The sequence below is a fragment of the Micromonospora sp. DT63 genome (assembly GCF_049841615.1).
Classification (GTDB): Bacteria; Actinomycetota; Actinomycetes; order Mycobacteriales; family Micromonosporaceae; genus Micromonospora.
Map to the genome: position 1 here is coordinate 253,157 of NZ_JBNCKQ010000008.1, position 19,898 is coordinate 273,054.

The following is a 19,898-nucleotide window of genomic DNA, read 5'->3' on the forward strand; positions in this document are numbered from 1 at the left end:
AGGGACTTCATCGTGTGCTCATGTCGGTCGTCCTACCCTGCTAGCGACCCTCGCCCGGTCGGGCTGACCGGACGTAGTGGTTGGCGCATCGACGTGCTCTGCCAGCACACCGTGGTCGAGGACCTCGGTGATGCGCAGCGCTCGCCCGAAGGCGCGGCGCCGCACCGCCAGCGCGAAGCAGGCCGGATCCGGGTGCATGTTCGCTCCCCGACCCGGCAGCCTGCGGCGCGGATCAGGCCGGAGGCTGTGACCAGCCTCGTCCCCGATCGCGACGATCCGCAGCAATTCGCTGGCCGGCGCACGTTTCCGGCAGCCCACACAGGTGCGCTCCGGCTGCGCGCGTCGTACCACTGGAGGAAGTCTACCCCTAGCTGCCCGAGATCGCGCCGCCCGGCTCCGGCACGTGCTCCGCCGCCCCGCGCGCGGCGGGCGCGGTCTGCTCCGCGTCGGACCGGATGTCGATCCGCCAACCGGTCAACCGGGCAGCGAGTCGGGCATTCTGCCCCTCGCGGCCGATGGCGAGCGAGAGCTGGAAATCCGGGACGGTCACCCGGGCGGCCCGGCCGGCCAGGTCGACCACCTCGACGCGCAGCGCCTTGGCCGGCGACAACGCGTTGCCGACGAAGGTGGCCGGGTCGTCCGACCAGTCGATGATGTCGATCTTTTCACCGTGCAGCTCGCTCATCACCGCGCGCACCCGCTGGCCCATCGGACCGATGCAGGCGCCCTTGGCGTTCACCCCGGGGGTGGTGGAGCGGACGGCGATCTTCGTACGGTGACCTGCCTCACGGGCGATCGCGCCGATCTCGACAGTGCCGTCGGCGATCTCCGGCACCTCCAGCGCGAACAGCTTCTTGACCAGCGCCGGGTGCGACCGGGACAGGGTGATCTGCGGGCCGCGCATGCCCTTGGCCACGTGCACCACCACGCACCGGACCCGCTCGCCGTGGGCGTACCGCTCGCCGGGCACCTGCTCGGACTGCGGCAGCACGCCCTCCAGCTTGCCCAGGTCGACGCTGACGATGCCCTTCTCGGTACGGGTCTCGTGCGCCTGCACCACGCCGGTGATCAGGTCACCCTCGCGGCCCACGTACTCGCCGAAGTGCACCTCGTCGGTGGCCTCCCGCAGACGCTGGAGGATCACCTGCTTGGCGGTCATCGCGGCGATCCGCCCGAAGTCGTGCGGCGTGTCGTCCCACTCGCGCACCAGGGAACCGTCGGCGTCCATCTCCTGGGCGTACACCAGGGCGGCGCCGGACTTGCGGTCGATCTCCACCCGGGCGTGCGGCTCGGCGCCGTCGGTGTGCCGGTAGGCGGTCAGCAACGCGGTCTCGATCGCCGCGAGAATCGTGTCGAACGGGATCTCCCGCTCGCGCTCGAGTGCGCGCAGCGCCGCGAGGTCGATGTTCACCTCTCCTCGTCCTCCACATCATCTTCGTCGTCGATGTCGTCTGAATCGTCGTTCTCGTCCGCGTCGTCCGCGTCGTCGAACTCGTCGGTGTCGTCCGGCTCGCCCAGCTCGGCGAGGCGGGTGAACTCGACCTGCACCCGGCCCGGACCCAACTGGGCGTACGCCCAGGAGTCGCGGCCGGCGTCGGTCTCCAACTGCACTGTCTCGTCGTCGGCCCCGACCACCCGGCCGGTCAGCTGGCGATCCCCGGAGGGCTGCTCGCCCCGCTGGCCGGGCAGCGCTGCCGCGCCCCGGACGGTGACCTTGACCAGCCGGCCCACGTTGCGCCGCCAGTGCCGGGGCAGGGTGAGCGGCCGGTCCACACCCGGCGAGCTGACCTCGAGCTGGTATTCCCCGGCGAGAATGTCGCCGTCGGTCTCCTCGGCGGCGTCCAGCGCGGCCGAGACCGCACGGGAGACGTCCGCGACCGCGTCCAGGTCGATGCCGCCGTCGGCGTCCACGATCACCCGCACCACGTGCCGGCGGCCGGCCCGGGAGACCGACAGGTCCTCCAGGTCGTAGCCCACGCCGTTGACCACCGGCTCGATCACGGTCCGCAACCGGGTGCGTCGTGCCGCGAGATCACCGCCGCCGCGCGGGGCGGCGGCGCGCGGAGTGGCGCCGTCGCGTGGTCCGCGGGAGCCCGCGCCGTCGCGGGGTCGACCCGTCGACCTGGTGGCACGGCCACGCTGCGTCATCTGCGCACCCTTTCCCTGGTCGACCGGGACCCTCGTCCCGCCATGCCGGCACGCCACCGGAGCGGACGCGCCGGTGGCTGCGCAGAGCGTAACGCGCCTGCCCGGCGGCGGACCGGGCGGCGCACCGACGGCGATGGCCCCCGGACCGGCGCGGATGGTGTTCACTTGCCCGGTGGGGATCGGCAGAACGACACCGCGCGACCAAGTATCCGGACATAACCGGCGAAAGCTCCTGCGCACCGGGGCACTGCTGGCGCTCGGCTGCGCAGCGGCGCCGCTGACCGGCTGTGATCTTTTCGACCGCGACGACGAGCCGGCGCCACCGCCGGACCCGCTGCGCCCGATGGTCGACGAGGCGCTGGGCCTGGCCGCCGCTTACCGGGCGGGCGCCGCCGCCCACCCGGACCTGGCCGACCGCCTCGGCCCCATCGCCGAGACACACACCGCGCACGCCACCGAGCTCGCCCGGGTCATCGGCGTCACTCTCGGGTCCGCGCCCGCCGCCGACCCGAGCGCCACCGCGGCGACCGAGCCGGCCGACGCGCTGGCCGCCCTGCGCGCGCGGGAGAAGACCGCACAACAGTCGGCCACCGCGGCCTGCGCGGCGGCGCCCGCCGAGCGGGCGGCGCTGCTCGGGTCGATCGCCGCCGCCCGGGCCACCCACCAGGAGGCACTGAAGTGAGGCAGCCCACCGCCGGGGAGGCCCTCGCCGCCGCCCTCTCCGCCGAGTACGCGGCGATCTACGCCTACGGGCGGATCGGCGTCCGCCTCACCGGGGCGGCACGCGACCTCGCACACCAGGCGGAGGCCGCGCACCGACGCCGGCGCGACGCCCTGGTGGTGCAGCTCAGCACCACCGGCGGCACCGTTCCGCCGGGCCGGGCCGGGTACGCCCTGCCGTTTCCCGTCACCGACCGGGCGAGCGCGTTGCGGCTCGCCGTCGAGGTGGAGGAGCGCACCGCGGCGCACTGGCGGGCCGCGTTGGCGTCCACCACCGGCCCGGACCGCGACCAGGCACTGGCCGCCCTCGTCGAGTACGCCGTACGGGCCACGCGGTGGCGAAAGACCGCAGGGGTGACCCCGCTGACTGTCGCATTTCCCGGCCGCCCGAGCTGAGCCGGTCCGCTCCGGTTGCGGAGCGCATACCAGGTATGCATACTCCGTTGCCATGTCCATCCGTCACGGGCTGCTCGCCCTTCTCGAACGCGGCCAGATGTACGGCTACCAGCTGCGCGCCGCGTTCGAGGAGTCGACCGGCTCGACCTGGCCGCTGAACATCGGGCAGGTCTACACCACGCTGTCCCGGCTGGAACGGGACGGTCTGGTGCGCCCGCTGCCGGAGAGCGAGGCCGGGCAGCGCCCGTACGAGATCACCGACGCCGGCCGGGCGGACCTCGCGCTGTGGTTCGCCACCCCGATCAGCCGTAACGACCGCCCCCGCGACGAGCTGGCGATCAAACTGGCCCTGGCGCTCACCACCCCCGGAGTGGACGTCCGCTCGGTGGTGCAGGCCCAGCGCAGCGCGACGATGCGCACGTTGCAGGAGTTGACCCGGTTGAAGTACGGCAGCGACCGCCCGGAGGACATGCCGTGGCGGCTGGTGCTGGACTCGATGGTGTTCCAGGCAGAGGCTGAGGTGCGGTGGCTGGACCACTGCGAGAGCAGCCTGGTCCGGCATCAGCCCAACGGGCCGACGACGCACCCGCCCCGGCCGCCCGACCCCGGGGCGTCGGACGGCGCGCGGTGGGTCGACGAGGAGGCGCGACGGTGAGCGGAACGGACGACGCGGTGCTGGAGCTGCGCGCCGTCCACCGCACCCACGGCTCCGGCCCGGCGGCGGTCCACGCGCTGCGCGGTGTGAGCCTGGTCGTCCGGCCGGGCGAGCTGGTCGCCGTGATGGGTCCGTCCGGTTCGGGCAAGTCGACGCTGCTGGCTCTCGCCGGTGGGCTGGACCGACCGACCCGCGGCGACGTCCGGGTCGAGGGCCAGCCGCTCGGGGCGCTGGATCGCCGCGGGCTGGCCCAACTGCGCCGCCGTCGCATCGGTTACATCTTCCAGCAGCTCAACCTGCTGGGCAGCCTGAGCGCCCTGGAGAACGTCGCGCTCCCGCTGGAGCTCGACGGCATCGGCGGCCGGCGGGCCCGCGCGGCGGCTCTGGCCGCGTTGACCGAGGTGGGCCTGCCGGCGCTGGGTGACCGCTTCCCGGACCAGCTCTCCGGTGGTCAGCAGCAGCGGGTGGCGATCGCCCGCGCGCTGGTCGGCGAGCGGCGGCTGGTGCTCGCCGACGAACCCACCGGTGCCCTGGACTCGCAGACCGGCGAGGCGGTGCTGCACCTGCTGCGCCGCCGGGTCGACGCGGGCGCCGCCGGCATCCTCGTCACCCACGAAGCGCGCCACGCCGGCTGGGCCGACCGGGTGGTGTTCCTGCGCGACGGCGTTCTGGTCGACACGACGGCCCCGCTGGGCAGCGTCGAGCAACTGCTGTCCGGCAGCGACCGTTGACCCTGCGCCGGTCGCCGCTGGCACGCCGCCGCGTCGATCCGCCGGCGGTGGGTCCGGTGACACCGCCCGCGTCCGCCGGGCGGCGGAGGTTCGCCGAACTGACCGGCTCGTGGCGGGCCGCGCTGCGGATCGCCCGACGGGAGTCGCGCCGGGCGCGTCGGCGTACCGCCCTGGTGCTCGCGATGATCGCCCTGCCGGTGCTCGTGCTGGCCTTCTTCGCCGCGAGCTACGACATGTCCGAACTGACCTCGCAGGAGCGTCTCGACCGGCGCCTCGGCGTCGCCGACGCGGAACTGCGGTGGGTCGCCGAGACGCCGCTCATCCAGGACGAGTGGGGCGACAGCTGGTATCCCCGGGACGGCACCCAGTCGGCGGTCGGCCGTCCGGCCACCGCCGCCGAGGTGACCGCGTTGCTCGGCTCCGGCAGCCGGGTCACCGAGGTCCGCGCCGGAGGGCCGGTGCAGGTGCGGGGCCCGAGAGGTGACGAGACCCTGGACGGGCGGGTGCTCGACCTCACCGACCCGCTGGCCCGGAGCCTGGTGCGGTTCCGGTCGGGGCGGGCGCCGCAGCAGCCCGGCGAGATCGCGGTGAGCCCGACGGCGCTGCGCCGCCTGGACGTACGCCTGGGCGACGCCGTGGCCACCGCCGACAGGACGAGGACGTACACAGTGGTCGGGGTGGTCGAGTTTCCTGACGACCTCGGCCCGGTGGTGGCGCTGCACCCGACGGCCGTCGGGCGGGCCGATCCTCAGTCGGACACCCGCTGGTTGGTCGACGTGCCCGGCGTCGTCGACGCGGCGATGGTGTCGCGGCTCAACGACCACGGGGTGGTGGTCGTACCCCGCCACCTTCCGGCCTCGGCGATGTCGTCCCGCAGCTGGATCGGCTACGCCGACACCACCGACCTGAGCACCGGCGTGCTCATCGCCGGCCTGGGGCTGCTGGAGGTCGTACTGCTGGTCGGGCCGGCGTTCGCCGTGGGGGTCCGCCGTCGGCGCCGCGACCTGGCGCTTGTCGCGGTGGCCGGTGGGGACGCGGCCCAACTGCGTCGGGTCGTGCTCGCCGACGGCGTGGTGCTGGGCGTGCTGGGCGCCGCGACGGGGTTGCTGCTCGGTGTCGGCGCGGCGTTCGCCGGCCGTCCGCTCATGGAGCAGTACGTCTTCAGCGCCCGCTTCGGCGGGTACCGCTGCTGGCCTTCGGCCCTGGTCGTGCTCGGCGGGGTCGCGGTGCTGGCCGGGGTGCTGGCCGCGCTCGCGCCGGCCTGGACGGCGGCCCGGCAGGACGTCATCGCCGGGCTCGCCGGGCGACGTACCCCTCCGCCGCCCCGGGCCCGCGCCCTGGCCCTCGGGTTGACGCTTGTGGTCGGTGGGGCGGCGCTCGCGGCGTTCGGGGCCAGCCGGACGTCACCGGCGGTGATCCTGACCGGCCTGATCCTCGGCGAGCTGGGCCTGGTCTGTTGCACGCCCACCTTGATCGGCGTCCTCGCCCGGCTCGGCCGGCTGCTGCCGCTGGCGCCCCGCATCGCGCTGCGCGACGCCAGCCGCAACCGGGCCGCCGCGGCGCCGGCCATCTGCGCCGTGATGGCCGCGGTGGCCAGCAGCGTCGCGCTCGGCGGATACCTGACCAGCGACGGCGTCCGGGACGCCCGCGCCTACCGGCCGATGCTGCCCACCGGTCACGTGCGCATCAACCCCGAGGAGCCGCGCCGGCAGCCCGAGCCGACGTTGGCCCAGGTCGACGCCGTCGCACGGGCGCAGCTGGGCGCCACCGCCATCGCACCCGTACGCGTGCCGCTCTGCTCCTCGACCGACGACCCGGCGGACTACTGCTCCGTCGGGCCGGAAATCCCGCCGGAGCGCATCTGCCCCTTTCCCCCCGGTGACGGCCTGTCGGCGACGCAGCGTCGCCAGGCGCGGGCCGACCCGCGCTGCCAGGACCGTGCCGCCGACTACTTCGGCAACGGCGTCGAGACACTGGTGGACGACGGCAGCGCGCTGCCGCTGCTCACCGGCGCCGACGCAGCGGCGACCTCCGCCGCCACCGCGGTGCTGCGCGCCGGAGGCGTGGTGGTGACCGACCCGCGCTACCTGCACGACGGCCGGGTGACGGTGCAGGTGAACGAGGTGCGGATCGGGCGGGACGAGGCGACCGCCCGGCGGGACGTGCCCGGCTACGTGTTGCCGCGGACGGTCGGCCTGCCCCGTCTCCTGCTGTCCGCGTCCGCCGCCCGGCAACTCGGTTTGAGCACTGTCGAGGCGGGCTGGGTGGTCGACACCCCGGCGCCGCCGAGCCAGCGCCGCCAGGATCGATTCGCCGACGACCTGCGGGCCTTCGGGACGTACTCCCTCCAGGTGGAGCATGGCGCCGCTCCGCGCGACGACTCTCCGCTGCTGCTGCTCCTCGCCGCGGCGGCCGGACTGATCACGGTGGGCGCCGCCGGGATCGCCACGGCGCTCGCCGCCGCGGAGGGCCGCGCCGAGCTGTCCACCCTCGCCGCGGTCGGCGCCGCCCCTGCGGTACGCCGACTGCTGGCGATCTGTCAGGCCGGAGTGATCGCCGGTCTCGGCTCGGTGCTCGGCATCGTGGCCGGGCTCGGCACCGCGGCGATCGTGCTGTTCTCGGCCAACCGGGAGTACGCCACGGCCTGGCCGGTCCGGGAGCCGTACCCCTACCTGGTGCCGTGGCCGGCGCTGGGCGTGCTGGTCCTGGTGCCGGTGGTGGCGATGCTCGGCGCGGGCCTGTTCACCCGGTCGGGACTGCCGATCGAACGTCGCCTGGACTGAACCCGGGCACCCCGGGGCCGTGGGACCGGAACCGGACCGTCCGGTGGTGTCGTCGGGGCAGGGCAGGCGGCAGACTGGGCCCCGTGTCAGCGCTCGCAACCCTCACCCGTCGACTCGGCCACCACCGCTGGTTCGGGGCGGCCGCCCGCCTGCTGGTCCCCGCCGATCGCATCGTCGGCCGGCTCACCCGGGGCCGGGTGGTCGCGCTCGGCGTACTCCCGTCCCTTGTGATCACCACGACCGGTCGGCGCTCGGGCAAGCCGCGCAGCAATCCGCTGCTCTACGTGACCGACGGCGACGCGTACGTGGTGATCGGCTCCAACTGGGGGCAGACCCACCAGCCCGGTTGGGCGATGAACCTGCTCGCCGACCCGGCCGCCGAGGTGGACGTGAAGGGTCGCCGGCTCCCGGTGCGGGCCGAGTTGGCCACCGGGGACGAACGGGACCGGCTGTGGCAGCTGCTGGTCACCGAGTGGCCGGCGTACCGCACGTACGTCGAGCGGGCCGGCGGCCGGGAGATCCGCATTTTCCGGCTGGTGCCGACCGGGCGCGGCGTACCGGCCGACCCCCCGCCGGCTGGCTAGGCTGACGCCAGTCGCTTCAGGCGGAGGTTGACCCGTGAGCGCGAGGAGTGAGCCGGTCCTGCGAGCCCCGCAGCCGCGAACAAAGGCCCACCCGTGAGCGCGAGGAGTGAGCCGGTCCTGCGAGCCCCGCAGCCGCGAACAAAGGCCCACCCGTGAGCGCGACGAACGAGCGGTCGGGTGTCGACCGGGGCCTCGACGATCGACGGTGGACGGTGGCGGAGCGGGTCGCCGAGGTGATCCGGCGGCGGTTTCCGGCCGACGTGCTCGCGATCGGAGTCCACGGTCCCCTGGCGCACGGCGACGACGACGGTGGCGGTGACGGCGAGGTGGGGATGCTGGTGGTCACCTACCGGCCGGGCGCCGGGCCGCCGCCGGCGACCCGGCGGGTGGACGGTGTGCTTGTCGATCTGACCGTGGCCGCCGCCGACGACTATCTCGGGCAGGCCCGGGTGCTGTCCCCGTTGTGGCCGCTGACGGCCGACCGGTACGTCACCACCCGGTCCCTGTACGACCCGACGAGCTGGCTGCGGACGTTGCGGGACGAGCATCTCGGCCGGCTCGCCCGGGCCCGGCCGGCGGAGTTCAGCACCGCGGCGCGGCAGGCCTGGTACCGGGGCAGCGCCGCGCACTCGCGGGCCGCCCGGTTGGCCGAGTGGTACGAGACCGACCAGGCGTTGCTGATGCTCGGTGAGGCGCGGTTGGCCGCGGCGACGGTGACCGGCCTGCTGGGCCGCACCTACTTCCGCGATCCGGGGGACGCGGTGCGGCGCACGGGGCTGGCCGGCGCGGACATGACGGAGGTCGGCGCGGTGCTGACGCGGCAGGCCGAGGAGTTGGCGGCGCGTGGCCGCCCGGTCGACGGCACCATCGACGAGCTGCTCACCGGTTGACCGGCGTCACAGCCCGCCCTGCACTCCGATCAGCGAGCCGACCAGGTAGGTGGCGCCCGCCGCGGCGGCCCCCAGCACGAGCTGGCGCAGGCCGCTCGTCCACCAGGGTCGGTTGGTGAACTTGGCCACCACGGCCCCGGCGGCGAACAGGCCGATCCCGCCGACGGCGAGCGCCAGCCAGAGGTCGGTGGCGCCCAGCAGGTACGGCAGCAGCGGGATCAGCGCCCCCACCGAGAAGAACAGGAACGAGGAGATCGCCGCCGCCCACGGGCTCGGCTGGTCGTCCGGGTCGACGCCCAACTCCTCGCGGACGTGCACCCGCAGCGCCTCCTCCGGGTCCCGCCGTACCGCCTCGGCGACCTGGGTGGCGAGGTCGCGGGGCAGGCCGCGGGCCACCCAGGCGTCGGCCAGCTCGCGGGCCTCCGCCTCCGGGTGCCGCTCCAGCTCGCGCCGCTCCTTGGCCACCTCGGCGGCGACCTGTTCGTTGGCCGAGCGGACGCTCGTGTACTCGCCGAGCCCCATCGAGATCGCACCGGCCACCAAGCCGGCGGACCCGGTCAGCACGATGCTGCGGGGTGACACGCCACCGCCGCCGACGCCGGCGATGAGGGCGATGTTGGTGACCAGCCCGTCCATCGCGCCGAAGACGGCCGGGCGCAGCCAGCCGCCGGAGACGTCCGCGTGGTGTGCCTCGCGCAGGGCTGCGGGGGTGTCGGTCACAGCGGCTGCCCTTCGTTCGCGACTGCGGGACTTCGCTTCGCTGCGTTCCTCGCGCTCACGGGAGGGTCAGGATCTCGTGGCCGTCGTCGGTGACGACGATGGTGTGCTCGAACTGGGCGGTCCACCTGCGGTCCTTGGTGACCACCGTCCACCCGTCGTCCCACATGTCGTACTGGTAGGTGCCGAGGGTGATCATCGGCTCGATGGTGAAGGTCATCCCCGGCTCCATGATGTCCGTGGGGCGGGGGCTGTCGTAGTGCGGCACGTAGAGCCCGCTGTGGAAGGTCTCGCCGATCCCGTGGCCGGTGAAGTCGCGGACCACGCCGTAGCCGAACCGCTTGGCGTACGACTCGATGACGCGGCCGATCACGTTGATCTGCCGACCCGGCTTGACCGCGCGGATGCCGCGCATCATGGCCTCGTGGGTGCGTTCGACGAGCAGCCGGGCCTCCTCGCTGACCTCGCCGACGCAGAAGGTCGCGTCGGTGTCACCGTGCACCCCACCGATGTACGCGGTCACGTCGACGTTGATGATGTCGCCGTCGGTCAGGACGGTCGAGTCCGGGATGCCGTGGCAGATGACCTCGTTGACGCTGGTGCAGCAGGACTTGGGGTAGCCCCGGTAGCCGAGCGTCGACGGGTACGCGTCGTGGTCGCAGAGGAACTCGTGCACCAGACGGTCGATCTCGTCGGTGGTCACGCCGGGCTTGCAGTGTTCACCGGCGAGCTGGGTCGCCTGGGCGGCGAGCCGGCTGGCGATCCGCATCTTCTCGATGGTCTCCGGTGTCTGCACGTGCGAGCCGCGCCACTGCTGCGGGCTCTTCTTACCCACGTACTCCGGGCGGGGAATGTGGGCGGGCACCTGTCGCATCGGGGAGAGCGTGCCTGGGGTCAGCGGCGGACGGACGGTCATGGCGCAAGCCTATCGCCGGAGGAGCTGGTGACCCGTGCCACGGCCGGTCACTCCCGGTTGTTGCCCTGCCAGGTCGGCTGTGCCATGGTGTCTGCGTGGATCAAGGGGGAGCACCACCCGTCTTCTCCGCCAGCGCGGAGATCGACGGAGAGCACCTCCGCGTGGTGGTGACCGGTGAGGTCGACATGGCGACCGCCGACACGATGCTCCAGACCGCCCTGCGCGAGCCCGCCCGCCGGATCACCCTCGATCTGCGGGCCGTGACCTTCTTCGACTCGGCGGCCATCCACGCAGTGGTCCGGCTCGCCCAGCAGTTCACCGGCACGCTCACCGTGCTGCCGTCCCGGCAGGTCCGCCGGGTGCTGGAGATCTCCGGCCTGGGCGACCAGAGCTGGCTCGACCCGGTCTGAGGCCGCTGACACCCCGGCCGCCGGGTGCGCGGTCAACTCTGCAACTGCCGGCGCAGCGTCACCTCGGTGCCCTCGTCGGTACGCCGCACCATCAGGTCACCCAGCGCCTTGATTAGTGACAGGCCGCGCCCCCGGAATCCGGAGTCGGTCGACTCCCGCCACTGCCCGGTGTCGCGCACGGTGGCGATCACCGTCCGGTCCTCGATGGCCACCTCGACGCTGATCACCGCCTCGGCCGGCTGGACGGGGTGCTCGATGGCGTTCGCGGCGGCCTCCGAGACCGCCACGGTCAGGTCGAACAGGTCCGTCTCGCCGACGTTGTGCGCGACGAGGAAGTCCTCCAGGCGCTTGCGCAGGACGCTCAGCCGGGTCGGGTCCGCCGGCAGCCGCAACGCGAACCGGTTCAGCTCCGCCGCCTCCAGGGCGAGCACCGCCACGTCGTCGCGGCGCGGCCGTCCGGTGACCCGCTCGACCACCGTGTCGATCAGATCCGCCACGTGCTCGCCGGGGGTGGCCGCGTCGGCGCGCAGCTGTGCCAACGCGGCGTCGATACCGAGCTGACGGTCCTCGACCAGCCCGTCGGTGTAGAGCAGCAGGCGGCTACCCGCGGTCAACTCCCCCTCGACGGTCCGGTACGTCGTGTCGGGGATGGCGCCGACCGGCGGGCCGAGCGCGCGGTCGTGCAGGAACGCCACGTCGTCTCCTCGGATCAGCAGGGGGGACGGGTGGCCGGCGCTGGCGTAGCGCAGCCGGCCGGTGCGGGGGCTGAACTGCAGGCAGACCACTGTCGCGAACGAACGCCCCTCGGTGGACCCGACAAGTCGGTTGAGGCGGCTCAGCGACTGACCCGGGTCGAAACCCTCCAGCAGGTACGCCCGCAGCGCGTTGCGCAGCTGCCCCATCGCGGCGGCGGCCTGGACGCCCTTGCCGACCACGTCGCCGATGACCAGCACCAGGTCGTCGCCCTCGATCGCGAGCGCGTCGTACCAGTCGCCGCCGACCTCGACGTCGGCGCTGCCCGGCAGGTACCGGCTCGCGACGACCGCGCCCGGCAACTGGGGCAGCGACCTCGGCAGCAGGCTGTGCTGCAACGTGGTGGCGATGCGGTGTTCGGCTTCGTAGAGCTGCGCGTTCTCCAGCCGGACCCCCACCAGCCGGGCGAGCTGGGTGAGCGCGGCCTCGTCGGCCTGCGAATCGTCGCCGGCGGCCCGCCAGACCTGTAGCTCGCCGAGCTGCTCGCGGGTGGTGCCGGTCAGCGCCGCCACGAAGGACGGGTCGGTGGCGGTGACGCCACCGCCGTCGGCCTCGGAGCGGGCACCGGACGCGGTGACCACGACCCGGGCGGCCTCGGCGAGGCTGAGCGCGTGCCGGGCGGCGACTTGGAGCACGTCGGCGGTGGAGCGGGCGGTGTTGACCGCGACCGCCGCGTCGGCCAGCGCCCGGAGCCGACGGATGATCTGCCCGCGCAGCTGACCCAGTTCGACGTTGGCCCGGACGCGGGCGATCAGCTCCTGCCCGGAGAACGGCTTGGTCAGGTAGTCGTCGGCGCCCACGGAGAGGCCGGCGACGGCTTCGGCGGACCCGGCGCGGGCGGAGAGCAGCACGATCGGCACGTCGCGGGTGCGGGGGTCCGTGCGCAGCGCGCCGACCAGGCCGAACCCGTCCAGCCGGGGCATCATCACGTCGGTGAGCACGAGATCGAACCCGCCCTCACGAGCCAGCGTCAGGCCTGCCAGACCGTCGCTCGCGGTGACGACCTCCCAGGTCGGGGAGAGCAACCGCGTCACGTGCTCGCGCAGGTCGACGTTGTCGTCGACGACGAGGATCCGGCCAGCCGGGGCCGCGTCGGTCGGCTGGCGGCTGGCCGGCTCGGTGCTGTCCTCGTCGGCCCACAGGGCCGTCTCCGCCACGTACAGCCGGGCCTGCTCGGGCTCACCCGTGGGCAGGGGCGCGAACGGGGCGACCCGGTCGGCGGGCAGGTGCGCCGATCCGAACGGGACGGTCACCGTGAAGGTGCTGCCCTCGTCGATCTCGCTGGTCACACCGACGCCGCCGCCATGCATCTCGACCAGTTCCCGGACCAGCGCGAGCCCGATCCCGGTGCCCTCGTGCGTGCGGGCGCGCACCCCGGGCACCCGGTGGAAACGCTCGAAGACGTGCGGCAGCTCGCTCGGCACGATGCCCGCGCCGGTGTCGGTGACCTCCAGGCGGGCGACGCCGTCCTCGGCGCGGACCCGCACCCGGATCTCGCCGTCGAAGGTGAACTTCACCGCGTTCGACACCAGGTTGAGGACGATCTTCTCCCACATGTCCCGGTCGATGAAGACCGGCGCCGGCAGCGGCGGGCAGTCCACCACAAGTCGCAGCCCGGCGCGCTCGGTGGCCGAGCGGAAGGTGCTGGCCAGCCGGGCGGTGTAGCCGGCCAGGTCGGTGGGCTGGTAGCGGGCGGCCAGCCGCCCGGATTCCAGTCGGGAGAAGTCGAGCACGGTGTTGACCAGCTTGAGCAGGCGCAACGCGTTGCGGTGCATCACGACGAGCCGGTCGGTGTAGGCGGCCGGCAGCTCCGGGTCGGCCAGCATGTCCTCCAGCGGGCCGAGCACCAGGGTCAACGGCGTACGGAACTCGTGGCTGACGTTGGCGAAGAAGTTGGTCTTCGCCCGGTCCAGCGCGGCCAGCTCGGCGGCCCGGGCGCGCTCCTGCTCGTACGCCCGCTGGGTGCCCACCGCGCGGGAGATCTGCGCGGCCACCAGGTCGAGGAAGTCGCGGTACTCGTCGCCGAGCGGCAGCCGGCGGTCGACGCCGGCGACCAGCGCGCCGACCGTCTCGTTGGCGGCCTTGACGGGCAGCACGAGCGCCACGTCGGCGGCGCCGGCCGGCGGCTGGGCGAGCAAACGGCTCACCTCGACGGTGGCGGGCGAGCCCTCGGCGACCAGCTCGGCGATCGTGTCGGGCGGGACACTCACCGCGGCCGGGTCGACGCAGCTGGTGGCGGTCAGGGTGAACTGGCCGGTGGAGTCGGCCAGGTAGATCAGCGCGAACGGCACGTCGGCGGAGTGCCGGGCGAGCACGTCGGTGGCGGTCCGGCCCAGCTCGCCCGCGCTGATCACGTCGGCCAGCTCGGTGCCCAGCTCCGACAACGCCCGCAGCCGGCGTTCGCCGACCACCCGCCCGGTGGTCTCGTTGACGATGCAGTAGACGCCGCTGACCGAGCCGTCGACACCCCGGATCGGGTCGTACGAGACGTCGAAGTAGGTCTGCTCGACGAAACCGGAGCGGTCCAGCAGGAAGGGGTGGTCCTCGCCGCGGTAGGAGAGCCCGGTGCTCCGGACCCCGTCGAGCAGCGGGCCGAGGACGTCCCACGTCTCGGCCCAGTGGTGTCGGGCCGGTTGGCCGAGCACGTGCGGGTGCTTGCTGCCGATGGTCGGCCGGTACGCGTCGTTGTAGAAGGCGAGCTGCTCGTCACCCCAGAACATGACGATCTGCGCGCTGGAGGAGAGCATCATGCCGATGGCGTTGGAGAGCGCCCCCGGCCACCCGGACGGGCCGCCCAGGGGATGGGTGGACCAGTCGAAGGCGCGGAGCCGCTCGCCCAGCTCACCGCCGCCCGCATACGCGGCGGCGAGCAGCGGGGGGATGTGGTGGACGTCCGCGAAGGAATGCCCCGCATCCGCGCCCCCCTGGGCCGAGCTCATGCTGCCTCCCCGCTTCGGCCGTACCCCGCAGCCGTTGATCTTCACGCGCCGTGCTCCGACTTGTACCCCGGCGGACCAGCAACGTAACGCATGACGACGCTTGGACGCTGGTTAGGAGTGCCGCACCCGCCGCCGACGCGACAGCGCAGGGGTGGACGCCGGCCCGGGTGGTCGCCGCAAGCGCCCCTGACCTGTCAGAAGACCGGCAGTCCGTCGATGCTCGCGGCGTTCTTGGTGGCCCGGTACGTCACCAGATCATCGGCCGTACGGCGGGAGTGTGAGGTAAGCAACAGGTCACGCTCCGCGCGGAAGTCCATCAGCGGCACCGCATAACCGCAGGAGTCACTGACCCGCTCGACGTCGACGGTGATCACAGCCCGCACGGCGTGCACGTCCGGCGGCGCGGGAAACTCGGCGAGCCGGTCGGCGTAGCCCGCCTCGGTCACGGCGACACTGCTGCCCCTGCCGTGCAGACGCACGATCTTCGGCGGACCGTCGAACGCGCAGAACATCAGGGTGATGCGGCCGTTGTCGCGCAGGTGGGCGATGGTCTCCGCGCCGCTGCCGTGGTAATCCAGGTAGGCCACCCGGTGCGGGCCGAGGATCACGAAGGTGCCGGTCATGCCCTTCGGCGAGACGTTGACGTGCCCCTCGGGCCCGGACGGCGCGGTGGCCACGAAGAAGACCGGCTGGGCCGCGATGAACTCCCCCAGACGACCGTCGATCTCCGGATAGACCTTGCCCATGCGGTGATCCTCCCATCGCAGCCACGCCCCGCCGGGGGCGACCTGCGTCACACAGTCGTCGACCCCGCCGCGTCCATGCCCTCGTGGCGGCCCCGCGCCAGCGGGCCGGACGCGCGTTCGCCGGCCAACCGGACCAGCGCCGTGATCGGGCGCGGGTCCGGCTCGTTCTCCGGATGCCACTGCACCCCGAGCACGAACGAACGCTCCGGGTCCTCAACCGCCTCGATCACGCCGTCCGCCGCCCAGCCGCTGACCGCGAGCCGCCCCGGGGTGGCGACCGCCTGATGGTGGTACGAGTTGACCCGGTCCACCCCGGCCAGCGTCCTCGCCGCCAGGCTCCCCGGCGCGAACCGCACCGGATGGGTGCCGTAGACCCCCGGAGCCGGACGGTGCGCCTCCGACCCGAGGACGTCGGGGAGGTGCTGGTGCAGGGTCCCCCCGTACGCCACGGCGAGCAGCTGCATCCCCCGACAGACACCCAGCACGGGCAGGTCGACGGCGAGCGCGGCCGTCAACAGGGTCAGCTCACCGGCGTCCCGGTCCGGCCGGTCCTCGGTCCGCGGGTGGGGCTGCTGGCCGTACCGCCCCGGACCGACGTCGGCGCCCCCGGCCAACAGGAGCCCGTCGAGGACCGCCAGCACGTCGCCGTCGGAGTCGTCCGGTGGCAGCACCACCGCCCGGCCACCGGCAGCGGTCACCGCCCGCACGTACGCCTCGGGCACCAGCACCGCCCGCACCCCGCGCCACACAGCCCAGTCGGCGGGCTCGACGTACGCGCTGATCCCGATCAACGGCCGTCTCATAGCGGTGTGACGTACGCGCCGGTGATCCCGCCGTCGACCACGAACTGCGCGGCGGTCATGAACGAGGCGTCGTCGCTGGCCAGGAACGCCACCGCGGCGGCGATCTCCTCCGGCTGCCCGAAGCGACCCATCGGCACGTGCACCAGTCGGCGGGCAGCCCGCTCCGGGTCGGCGGCGAACAACTCCAGCAGCAACGGGGTGGCCACCGGGCCGGGGCAGAGCGCGTTGACCCGGATGCCCTCGCGGGCGAACTGCACACCCAACTCCCGGGTCATCGCCAGCACCCCGCCCTTGCTCGCCGTGTACGCGATCTGCGACGTCGCCGCGCCCATCAGCGCCACGAACGAGGCCGTGTTGATGATCGAGCCCTTGCCCTGGCGGCGCATGTGCGGGATCGCGTACTTGCAGCAGAGGTAGACGCTCGTGGTGTTGACCCGGAGCACCCGCTCCCACGCGTCCAGGCCGGTGTCCAGGATGGAGTCGTCGTCCGGCGGTGAGATGCCGGCGTTGTTGAACGCGATGTCCACCCGGCCGTGCCGGTCGGCCACCCCGTCGAACAGGTCGCGAACCGCCGACTCGTCGGCCACGTCGGTGGCCACGAACTCACCGCCGCACTCCTGCGCGGCCTTCTCGCCGGCCTCCGCGTCGATGTCCACGCAGACCACCCGCGCCCCCTCGGCGGCGAACCGCCGCACGGTGGCCAACCCGATGCCGCTGCCCGCTCCGGTGACCACTGCCACCCGGTCCTGCAACCGACCCTGCACTGGCCTCACTCCTCAGTCGCGATGAACACGTTCTTGACGTCCGTGAAGGAGTGCAGCGCGTCCGGGCCCAGCTCACGGCCGAGCCCGGAGCGCTTCATCCCACCGAACGGGGTCCAGTAGCGCACCGAGGAGTGCGAGTTGACGCTGAGGTTGCCCGCCTCGACGGCGCGGGCCATCCGCAGCGCGCGTCCCACGTCCCGGGTCCAGATCGAGCCGGAGAGGCCGTACTCGGTGTCGTTGGCGAGCCGGACCGCGTCGGCCTCGTCGTCGAACGGCAGCACCGACACCACCGGGCCGAAGATCTCCTCCCGCCAGTGCCGGTCGGCCGGCGAGTCGGCCAGCAGCACCGTCGGCGCGTGCCAGAAGCCGGGGCCGTCCGGGCGGGAGCCGGTGAAGGCGACAGTCGACCCGGCCACGTAGCTCTCTACCCGGTCCCGTTGGGCCGCGGAGATCAGCGGACCCATCTCGGCGGTGTCGCGGGACGGGTCCTCGACGCGTACCGCGCGTACCGCCGGTTCGAGGAGTTCCAGGAACCTGTCGTACACCTGGCGTTGGACCAGGATCCGCGACCGTGCGCAGCAGTCCTGGCCGGCGTTGTCGAAGACCGCGCCCGGCGCGGTCGCGGCGGCGCGTTCCAAGTCGGCGTCGGCGAACACGATGTTGGCGCTCTTGCCGCCCAACTCCAGGGTGAGTCGCTTCACCTGGGCGGCGCAGCCGGCCATGATGCGCGTGCCGACCTCGGTGGAGCCGGTGAAGCAGATCTTGCGGACCGCCGGGTGGCTGACGAACCGCTCCCCCACCACCGCGCCCTCACCGGGGACGACGGTGAACACGTCGTCGGGCAGGCCGGCCTCGCGGGCCAGCTCGGCCAGGCGCAACGCGGTGAGCGGGGTCAGCTCGGCGGGTTTGAGCACCACCGTGTTGCCGGCGGCGAGTGCGGGGGCGAACCCCCAGGCGGCGATCGGCATCGGGAAGTTCCACGGCACGATCACCCCGACCACGCCGAGCGGCTCGTGGAAGGTGACGTCCAGGCCGCCGGGCACGGGAATCTGCCGTCCGGTCAACCGTTCGGGCGCTCCGGCGTAGTAGTCCAGCACGTCGCGGACGTTGCCGGCCTCCCAGCGGGCGTTGCCGACGGTGTGCCCGGAGTTGCGGACCTCCAGGGCGGCCAGCTCGTCCACGTGCGCGTCGACGACGGCGGCGAACCTCCGCAGCAACCGCCCCCGATCCCCCGCCCCGACGCCCCGCCACGTCTCGAACGCCCGAGCCGCCCGCGAGATCGCCGAGTCGACCTCAGCAAGGGAAGCCCCCCTAACCTCCTGAAACCCAACCCCGGAAGCCGGATCAACAACCACCGTCACGCCCCCACCGCCCCTCCTCGTCGATCATGGAGTTGTGGTGCCTCGCGAAAGCCGCAATCCACCGTGCTTCGGCCGCCACAAGTCCATGATCGACACGGGCAACCCGGCGCGGGCCCTCAGAGGCGTTCGAAGCCACGGGTCAGCTCCCAGTCCGTCACCGCGGCGTCGAAGGCCGCCAGCTCCACCCTCGCCTGGTTGGCGTAGTGGGCGACCACCTCGTCGCCGAACGCTTCCCGCGCCACACTGGACGCCTCCCAGAGGGCCAGTGCGTCGCGCAGGGTGCTGGGGACCCGCTCGGCCTGCGGATCGTCGTACGCGTTGCCGGTGCACTCCTCGCCCAGCTCCAACTCCCGCTCGAGGCCGTGCAGCGCGCCGGCGACCAGCCCGGCGATCGCCAGGTACGGGTTGACGTCGGCGCCGGGCACCCGGTTCTCCACCCGCATCCCCTGCCCGTGCCCCACCACCCGCAGGGCGCAGGTGCGATTGTCCACGCCCCAGCGCAGGGCGGTCGGGGCGAACGAGCCCGGCTGGTAGCGCTTGTAGGAGTTGATGTTCGGGGCGAACAGCAGGCTGAACTCCCGCATGGTGGCGAGCAGCCCGGCGAGCACCCGCTGCCCGGTCGGCGACAGGTGCGCCGGCCCGTCACCGAGCATCGCCGATGCGCCCGTGCGGTCGCGCAGCGAGAAGTGGATGTGGCAGGAGTTGCCCTCCCGCTCGTTCGGCTTGGCCATGAAGGTGATCGACATGCCCTCCTGGGCGGCGATCTCCTTCGCGCCGTTCTTGTAGATCACGTGGTGGTCGGCGCAGGCGACCGCCTCGTCGTACCGGAAGGCGATCTCGTGCTGGCCGAGGTTGCACTCGCCCTTGGCGCTCTCCGGCGTCAGCCCGGCGCCGGCCATCTCGGTGCGGATCCGGCGCAGCAGCGGCTCCACCCGGGCGGTGCCGAGCAGCGAGTAGTCCACGTTGTACTGGTTGGCCGGGGTGAGGTCGCGGTAGCCGCGCCGCCAGGCGTCCTCGTACGAGTCGCGGAACAGCACGAACTCCAACTCGGTGCCGGCGTACGCGGTCAGCCCGTGCTCGGCCAGCCGGTCCAGTTGCCGGCGCAGGATCTGCCGGGGCGAGGCGACCACGTCACCGGAGCCGTCCAGCCAGGTCAGGTCGGCCAGCAGCAGGGCGGAGCCGGGCTGCCAGGGCACCCGACGCAGGGTGGCGAAATCCGGCACCATCGCGAAGTCGCCGTAACCGCGCTCCCAACTCGACATCGCGTACCCGTCGACGGTGTTCATGTCGACGTCCACGGCGAGCAGGTAGTTGCAGCCCTCGCTGCCGTTGGCCACCACCTGGTCGAGGAAGAACGGCGCGTGGAACCGCTTGCCCTGCAACCGGCCCTGCATGTCGACGAGGGCCAGCACCACCGTGTCGATCTCGCCCTCGGCGACGGCGACCCGCAGTTGTTCCAGCGTGAGCGGAGCTTTCGTCATGCGCGGGCCTCCATCACCAAGGTCTACTGGCAAACCGGATCACCGTCAATGCCCCCGGGGCCGAGGGCGGCAAACCCGGCGGGACGGCCGCGCGGGACGTC

General features: G+C 73.2%; 19 protein-coding genes. 8 read left to right on the top strand and 11 right to left on the bottom strand.

Annotation, left to right across the window (positions count from 1 at the left end; translation table 11 throughout):
- Positions 1–18: 18 nt before the first annotated feature.
- The 3 genes from ACLQ27_RS27050 to rimP are packed head-to-tail and all read right to left on the bottom strand — an operon-like array spanning position 19 to position 2,148.
- A complete protein-coding gene (locus ACLQ27_RS27050; protein ID WP_357576084.1) occupies positions 19–351 on the bottom strand; it encodes a YlxR family protein in 333 nt (110 codons plus the stop codon).
- Between the two features lie 16 nt (positions 352–367).
- Positions 368–1,411 (bottom strand): transcription termination factor NusA, encoded by a 1,044-nt coding sequence (nusA, locus tag ACLQ27_RS27055; RefSeq protein ID WP_234584281.1) that lies wholly within the window; start codon positions 1,409–1,411, stop codon positions 368–370.
- Entirely contained in the window at positions 1,408–2,148 is a 741-nt protein-coding gene (gene rimP, locus ACLQ27_RS27060) for a ribosome maturation factor RimP (protein ID WP_357497948.1), read from the bottom strand. The genes nusA and rimP overlap by 4 nt, the downstream gene beginning before the upstream one ends.
- 154 nt (positions 2,149–2,302) lie before the next feature.
- Here rimP and ACLQ27_RS27065 point away from each other — a divergent pair, with 154 nt between their 5' ends.
- The 7 genes from ACLQ27_RS27065 to ACLQ27_RS27095 all read left to right on the top strand — a co-directional run bounded on the left by ACLQ27_RS27065 (position 2,303) and on the right by ACLQ27_RS27095 (position 8,907).
- Positions 2,303–2,830 carry a hypothetical protein gene (locus tag ACLQ27_RS27065; protein ID WP_357498085.1) on the top strand — a complete coding sequence of 176 codons (528 nt, stop codon included), beginning with the start codon at positions 2,303–2,305 and terminating at the stop codon, positions 2,828–2,830.
- Positions 2,827–3,264 carry a ferritin-like domain-containing protein gene (locus ACLQ27_RS27070; RefSeq protein ID WP_234584279.1) on the top strand — a complete coding sequence of 146 codons (438 nt, stop codon included), beginning with the start codon at positions 2,827–2,829 and terminating at the stop codon, positions 3,262–3,264. Before ACLQ27_RS27065 ends, ACLQ27_RS27070 begins: the two co-directional genes overlap by 4 nt.
- A gap of 52 nt (positions 3,265–3,316) precedes the next feature.
- Entirely contained in the window at positions 3,317–3,919 is a 603-nt protein-coding gene (locus tag ACLQ27_RS27075; RefSeq protein WP_357576082.1) for a PadR family transcriptional regulator, read from the top strand.
- Positions 3,916–4,650, top strand: coding sequence for an ABC transporter ATP-binding protein (locus ACLQ27_RS27080; protein WP_425869293.1), 735 nt, complete (start codon positions 3,916–3,918; stop codon positions 4,648–4,650). Before ACLQ27_RS27075 ends, ACLQ27_RS27080 begins: the two co-directional genes overlap by 4 nt.
- A gap of 56 nt (positions 4,651–4,706) precedes the next feature.
- Positions 4,707–7,433 carry an FtsX-like permease family protein gene (locus ACLQ27_RS27085; protein WP_425869295.1) on the top strand — a complete coding sequence of 909 codons (2,727 nt, stop codon included), beginning with the start codon at positions 4,707–4,709 and terminating at the stop codon, positions 7,431–7,433.
- Between the two features lie 83 nt (positions 7,434–7,516).
- Positions 7,517–8,017, top strand: a complete 501-nt coding sequence (locus ACLQ27_RS27090; RefSeq protein WP_234584276.1) for a nitroreductase/quinone reductase family protein — start codon at positions 7,517–7,519, stop codon at positions 8,015–8,017.
- Between the two features lie 152 nt (positions 8,018–8,169).
- Positions 8,170–8,907 carry a nucleotidyltransferase domain-containing protein gene (locus ACLQ27_RS27095; RefSeq protein ID WP_357497957.1) on the top strand — a complete coding sequence of 246 codons (738 nt, stop codon included), beginning with the start codon at positions 8,170–8,172 and terminating at the stop codon, positions 8,905–8,907.
- A 6-nt stretch (positions 8,908–8,913) separates the two neighbouring features.
- On the opposite strand, the gene ACLQ27_RS27100 is transcribed toward ACLQ27_RS27095, so the two are convergent.
- Positions 8,914–9,627, bottom strand: coding sequence for a VIT1/CCC1 transporter family protein (locus ACLQ27_RS27100; protein WP_234584274.1), 714 nt, complete (start codon positions 9,625–9,627; stop codon positions 8,914–8,916).
- A 55-nt stretch (positions 9,628–9,682) separates the two neighbouring features.
- The gene (map, locus tag ACLQ27_RS27105) at positions 9,683–10,540 is read right to left on the bottom strand and encodes a type I methionyl aminopeptidase (RefSeq protein ID WP_357576080.1); all 858 of its coding nucleotides are present in this window, start codon (positions 10,538–10,540) and stop codon (positions 9,683–9,685) included.
- A gap of 95 nt (positions 10,541–10,635) precedes the next feature.
- On the opposite strand from map, the gene ACLQ27_RS27110 reads away from it, so the two are divergent.
- Positions 10,636–10,950 carry an STAS domain-containing protein gene (locus tag ACLQ27_RS27110; protein ID WP_357497964.1) on the top strand — a complete coding sequence of 105 codons (315 nt, stop codon included), beginning with the start codon at positions 10,636–10,638 and terminating at the stop codon, positions 10,948–10,950.
- 32 nt (positions 10,951–10,982) lie between these two features.
- Here ACLQ27_RS27110 and ACLQ27_RS27115 read toward each other — a convergent pair whose 3' ends face one another.
- The 6 genes from ACLQ27_RS27115 to ACLQ27_RS27140 form a co-directional block, all read right to left on the bottom strand.
- Positions 10,983–14,642: a SpoIIE family protein phosphatase gene (locus ACLQ27_RS27115; protein WP_357497966.1), complete on the bottom strand. Its 3,660-nt coding sequence runs from the start codon at positions 14,640–14,642 to the stop codon at positions 10,983–10,985.
- 194 nt (positions 14,643–14,836) lie between these two features.
- Positions 14,837–15,388: a pyridoxamine 5'-phosphate oxidase family protein gene (locus ACLQ27_RS27120; protein ID WP_357497968.1), complete on the bottom strand. Its 552-nt coding sequence runs from the start codon at positions 15,386–15,388 to the stop codon at positions 14,837–14,839.
- Between the two features lie 47 nt (positions 15,389–15,435).
- Positions 15,436–16,191: a gamma-glutamyl-gamma-aminobutyrate hydrolase family protein gene (locus tag ACLQ27_RS27125; RefSeq protein WP_425869299.1), complete on the bottom strand. Its 756-nt coding sequence runs from the start codon at positions 16,189–16,191 to the stop codon at positions 15,436–15,438.
- Complete coding sequence (locus ACLQ27_RS27130; RefSeq protein WP_234584268.1) at positions 16,188–16,955, bottom strand: 3-oxoacyl-ACP reductase; 768 nt, start codon at positions 16,953–16,955, stop codon at positions 16,188–16,190. Before ACLQ27_RS27130 ends, ACLQ27_RS27125 begins: the two co-directional genes overlap by 4 nt.
- A gap of 5 nt (positions 16,956–16,960) precedes the next feature.
- Positions 16,961–18,316, bottom strand: coding sequence for an aldehyde dehydrogenase family protein (locus tag ACLQ27_RS27135; protein ID WP_425869302.1), 1,356 nt, complete (start codon positions 18,314–18,316; stop codon positions 16,961–16,963).
- A 116-nt stretch (positions 18,317–18,432) separates the two neighbouring features.
- Positions 18,433–19,797, bottom strand: coding sequence for a glutamine synthetase family protein (locus ACLQ27_RS27140; protein ID WP_425869303.1), 1,365 nt, complete (start codon positions 19,795–19,797; stop codon positions 18,433–18,435).
- Positions 19,798–19,898 lie beyond the last annotated feature (101 nt).

What these genes read in the sequence shown, in the direction of transcription:
- rimP (WP_357497948.1), bottom strand. Translation starts at nt 2,148, where the DNA reads ATGACGCAGCGTGGCCGTGCCACCAGGTCGACGGGTCGACCCCGCGAC.
- ACLQ27_RS27065 (WP_357498085.1), top strand. Translation starts at nt 2,303, where the DNA reads ATGGTGTTCACTTGCCCGGTGGGGATCGGCAGAACGACACCGCGCGAC.
- ACLQ27_RS27075 (WP_357576082.1), top strand. Translation starts at nt 3,317, where the DNA reads ATGTCCATCCGTCACGGGCTGCTCGCCCTTCTCGAACGCGGCCAGATG.
- map (WP_357576080.1), bottom strand. Translation starts at nt 10,540, where the DNA reads ATGACCGTCCGTCCGCCGCTGACCCCAGGCACGCTCTCCCCGATGCGA.
- ACLQ27_RS27115 (WP_357497966.1), bottom strand. Translation starts at nt 14,642, where the DNA reads ATGAGCTCGGCCCAGGGGGGCGCGGATGCGGGGCATTCCTTCGCGGAC.
- ACLQ27_RS27120 (WP_357497968.1), bottom strand. Translation starts at nt 15,388, where the DNA reads ATGGGCAAGGTCTATCCGGAGATCGACGGTCGTCTGGGGGAGTTCATC.
- ACLQ27_RS27125 (WP_425869299.1), bottom strand. Translation starts at nt 16,191, where the DNA reads ATGAGACGGCCGTTGATCGGGATCAGCGCGTACGTCGAGCCCGCCGAC.
- ACLQ27_RS27140 (WP_425869303.1), bottom strand. Translation starts at nt 19,797, where the DNA reads ATGACGAAAGCTCCGCTCACGCTGGAACAACTGCGGGTCGCCGTCGCC.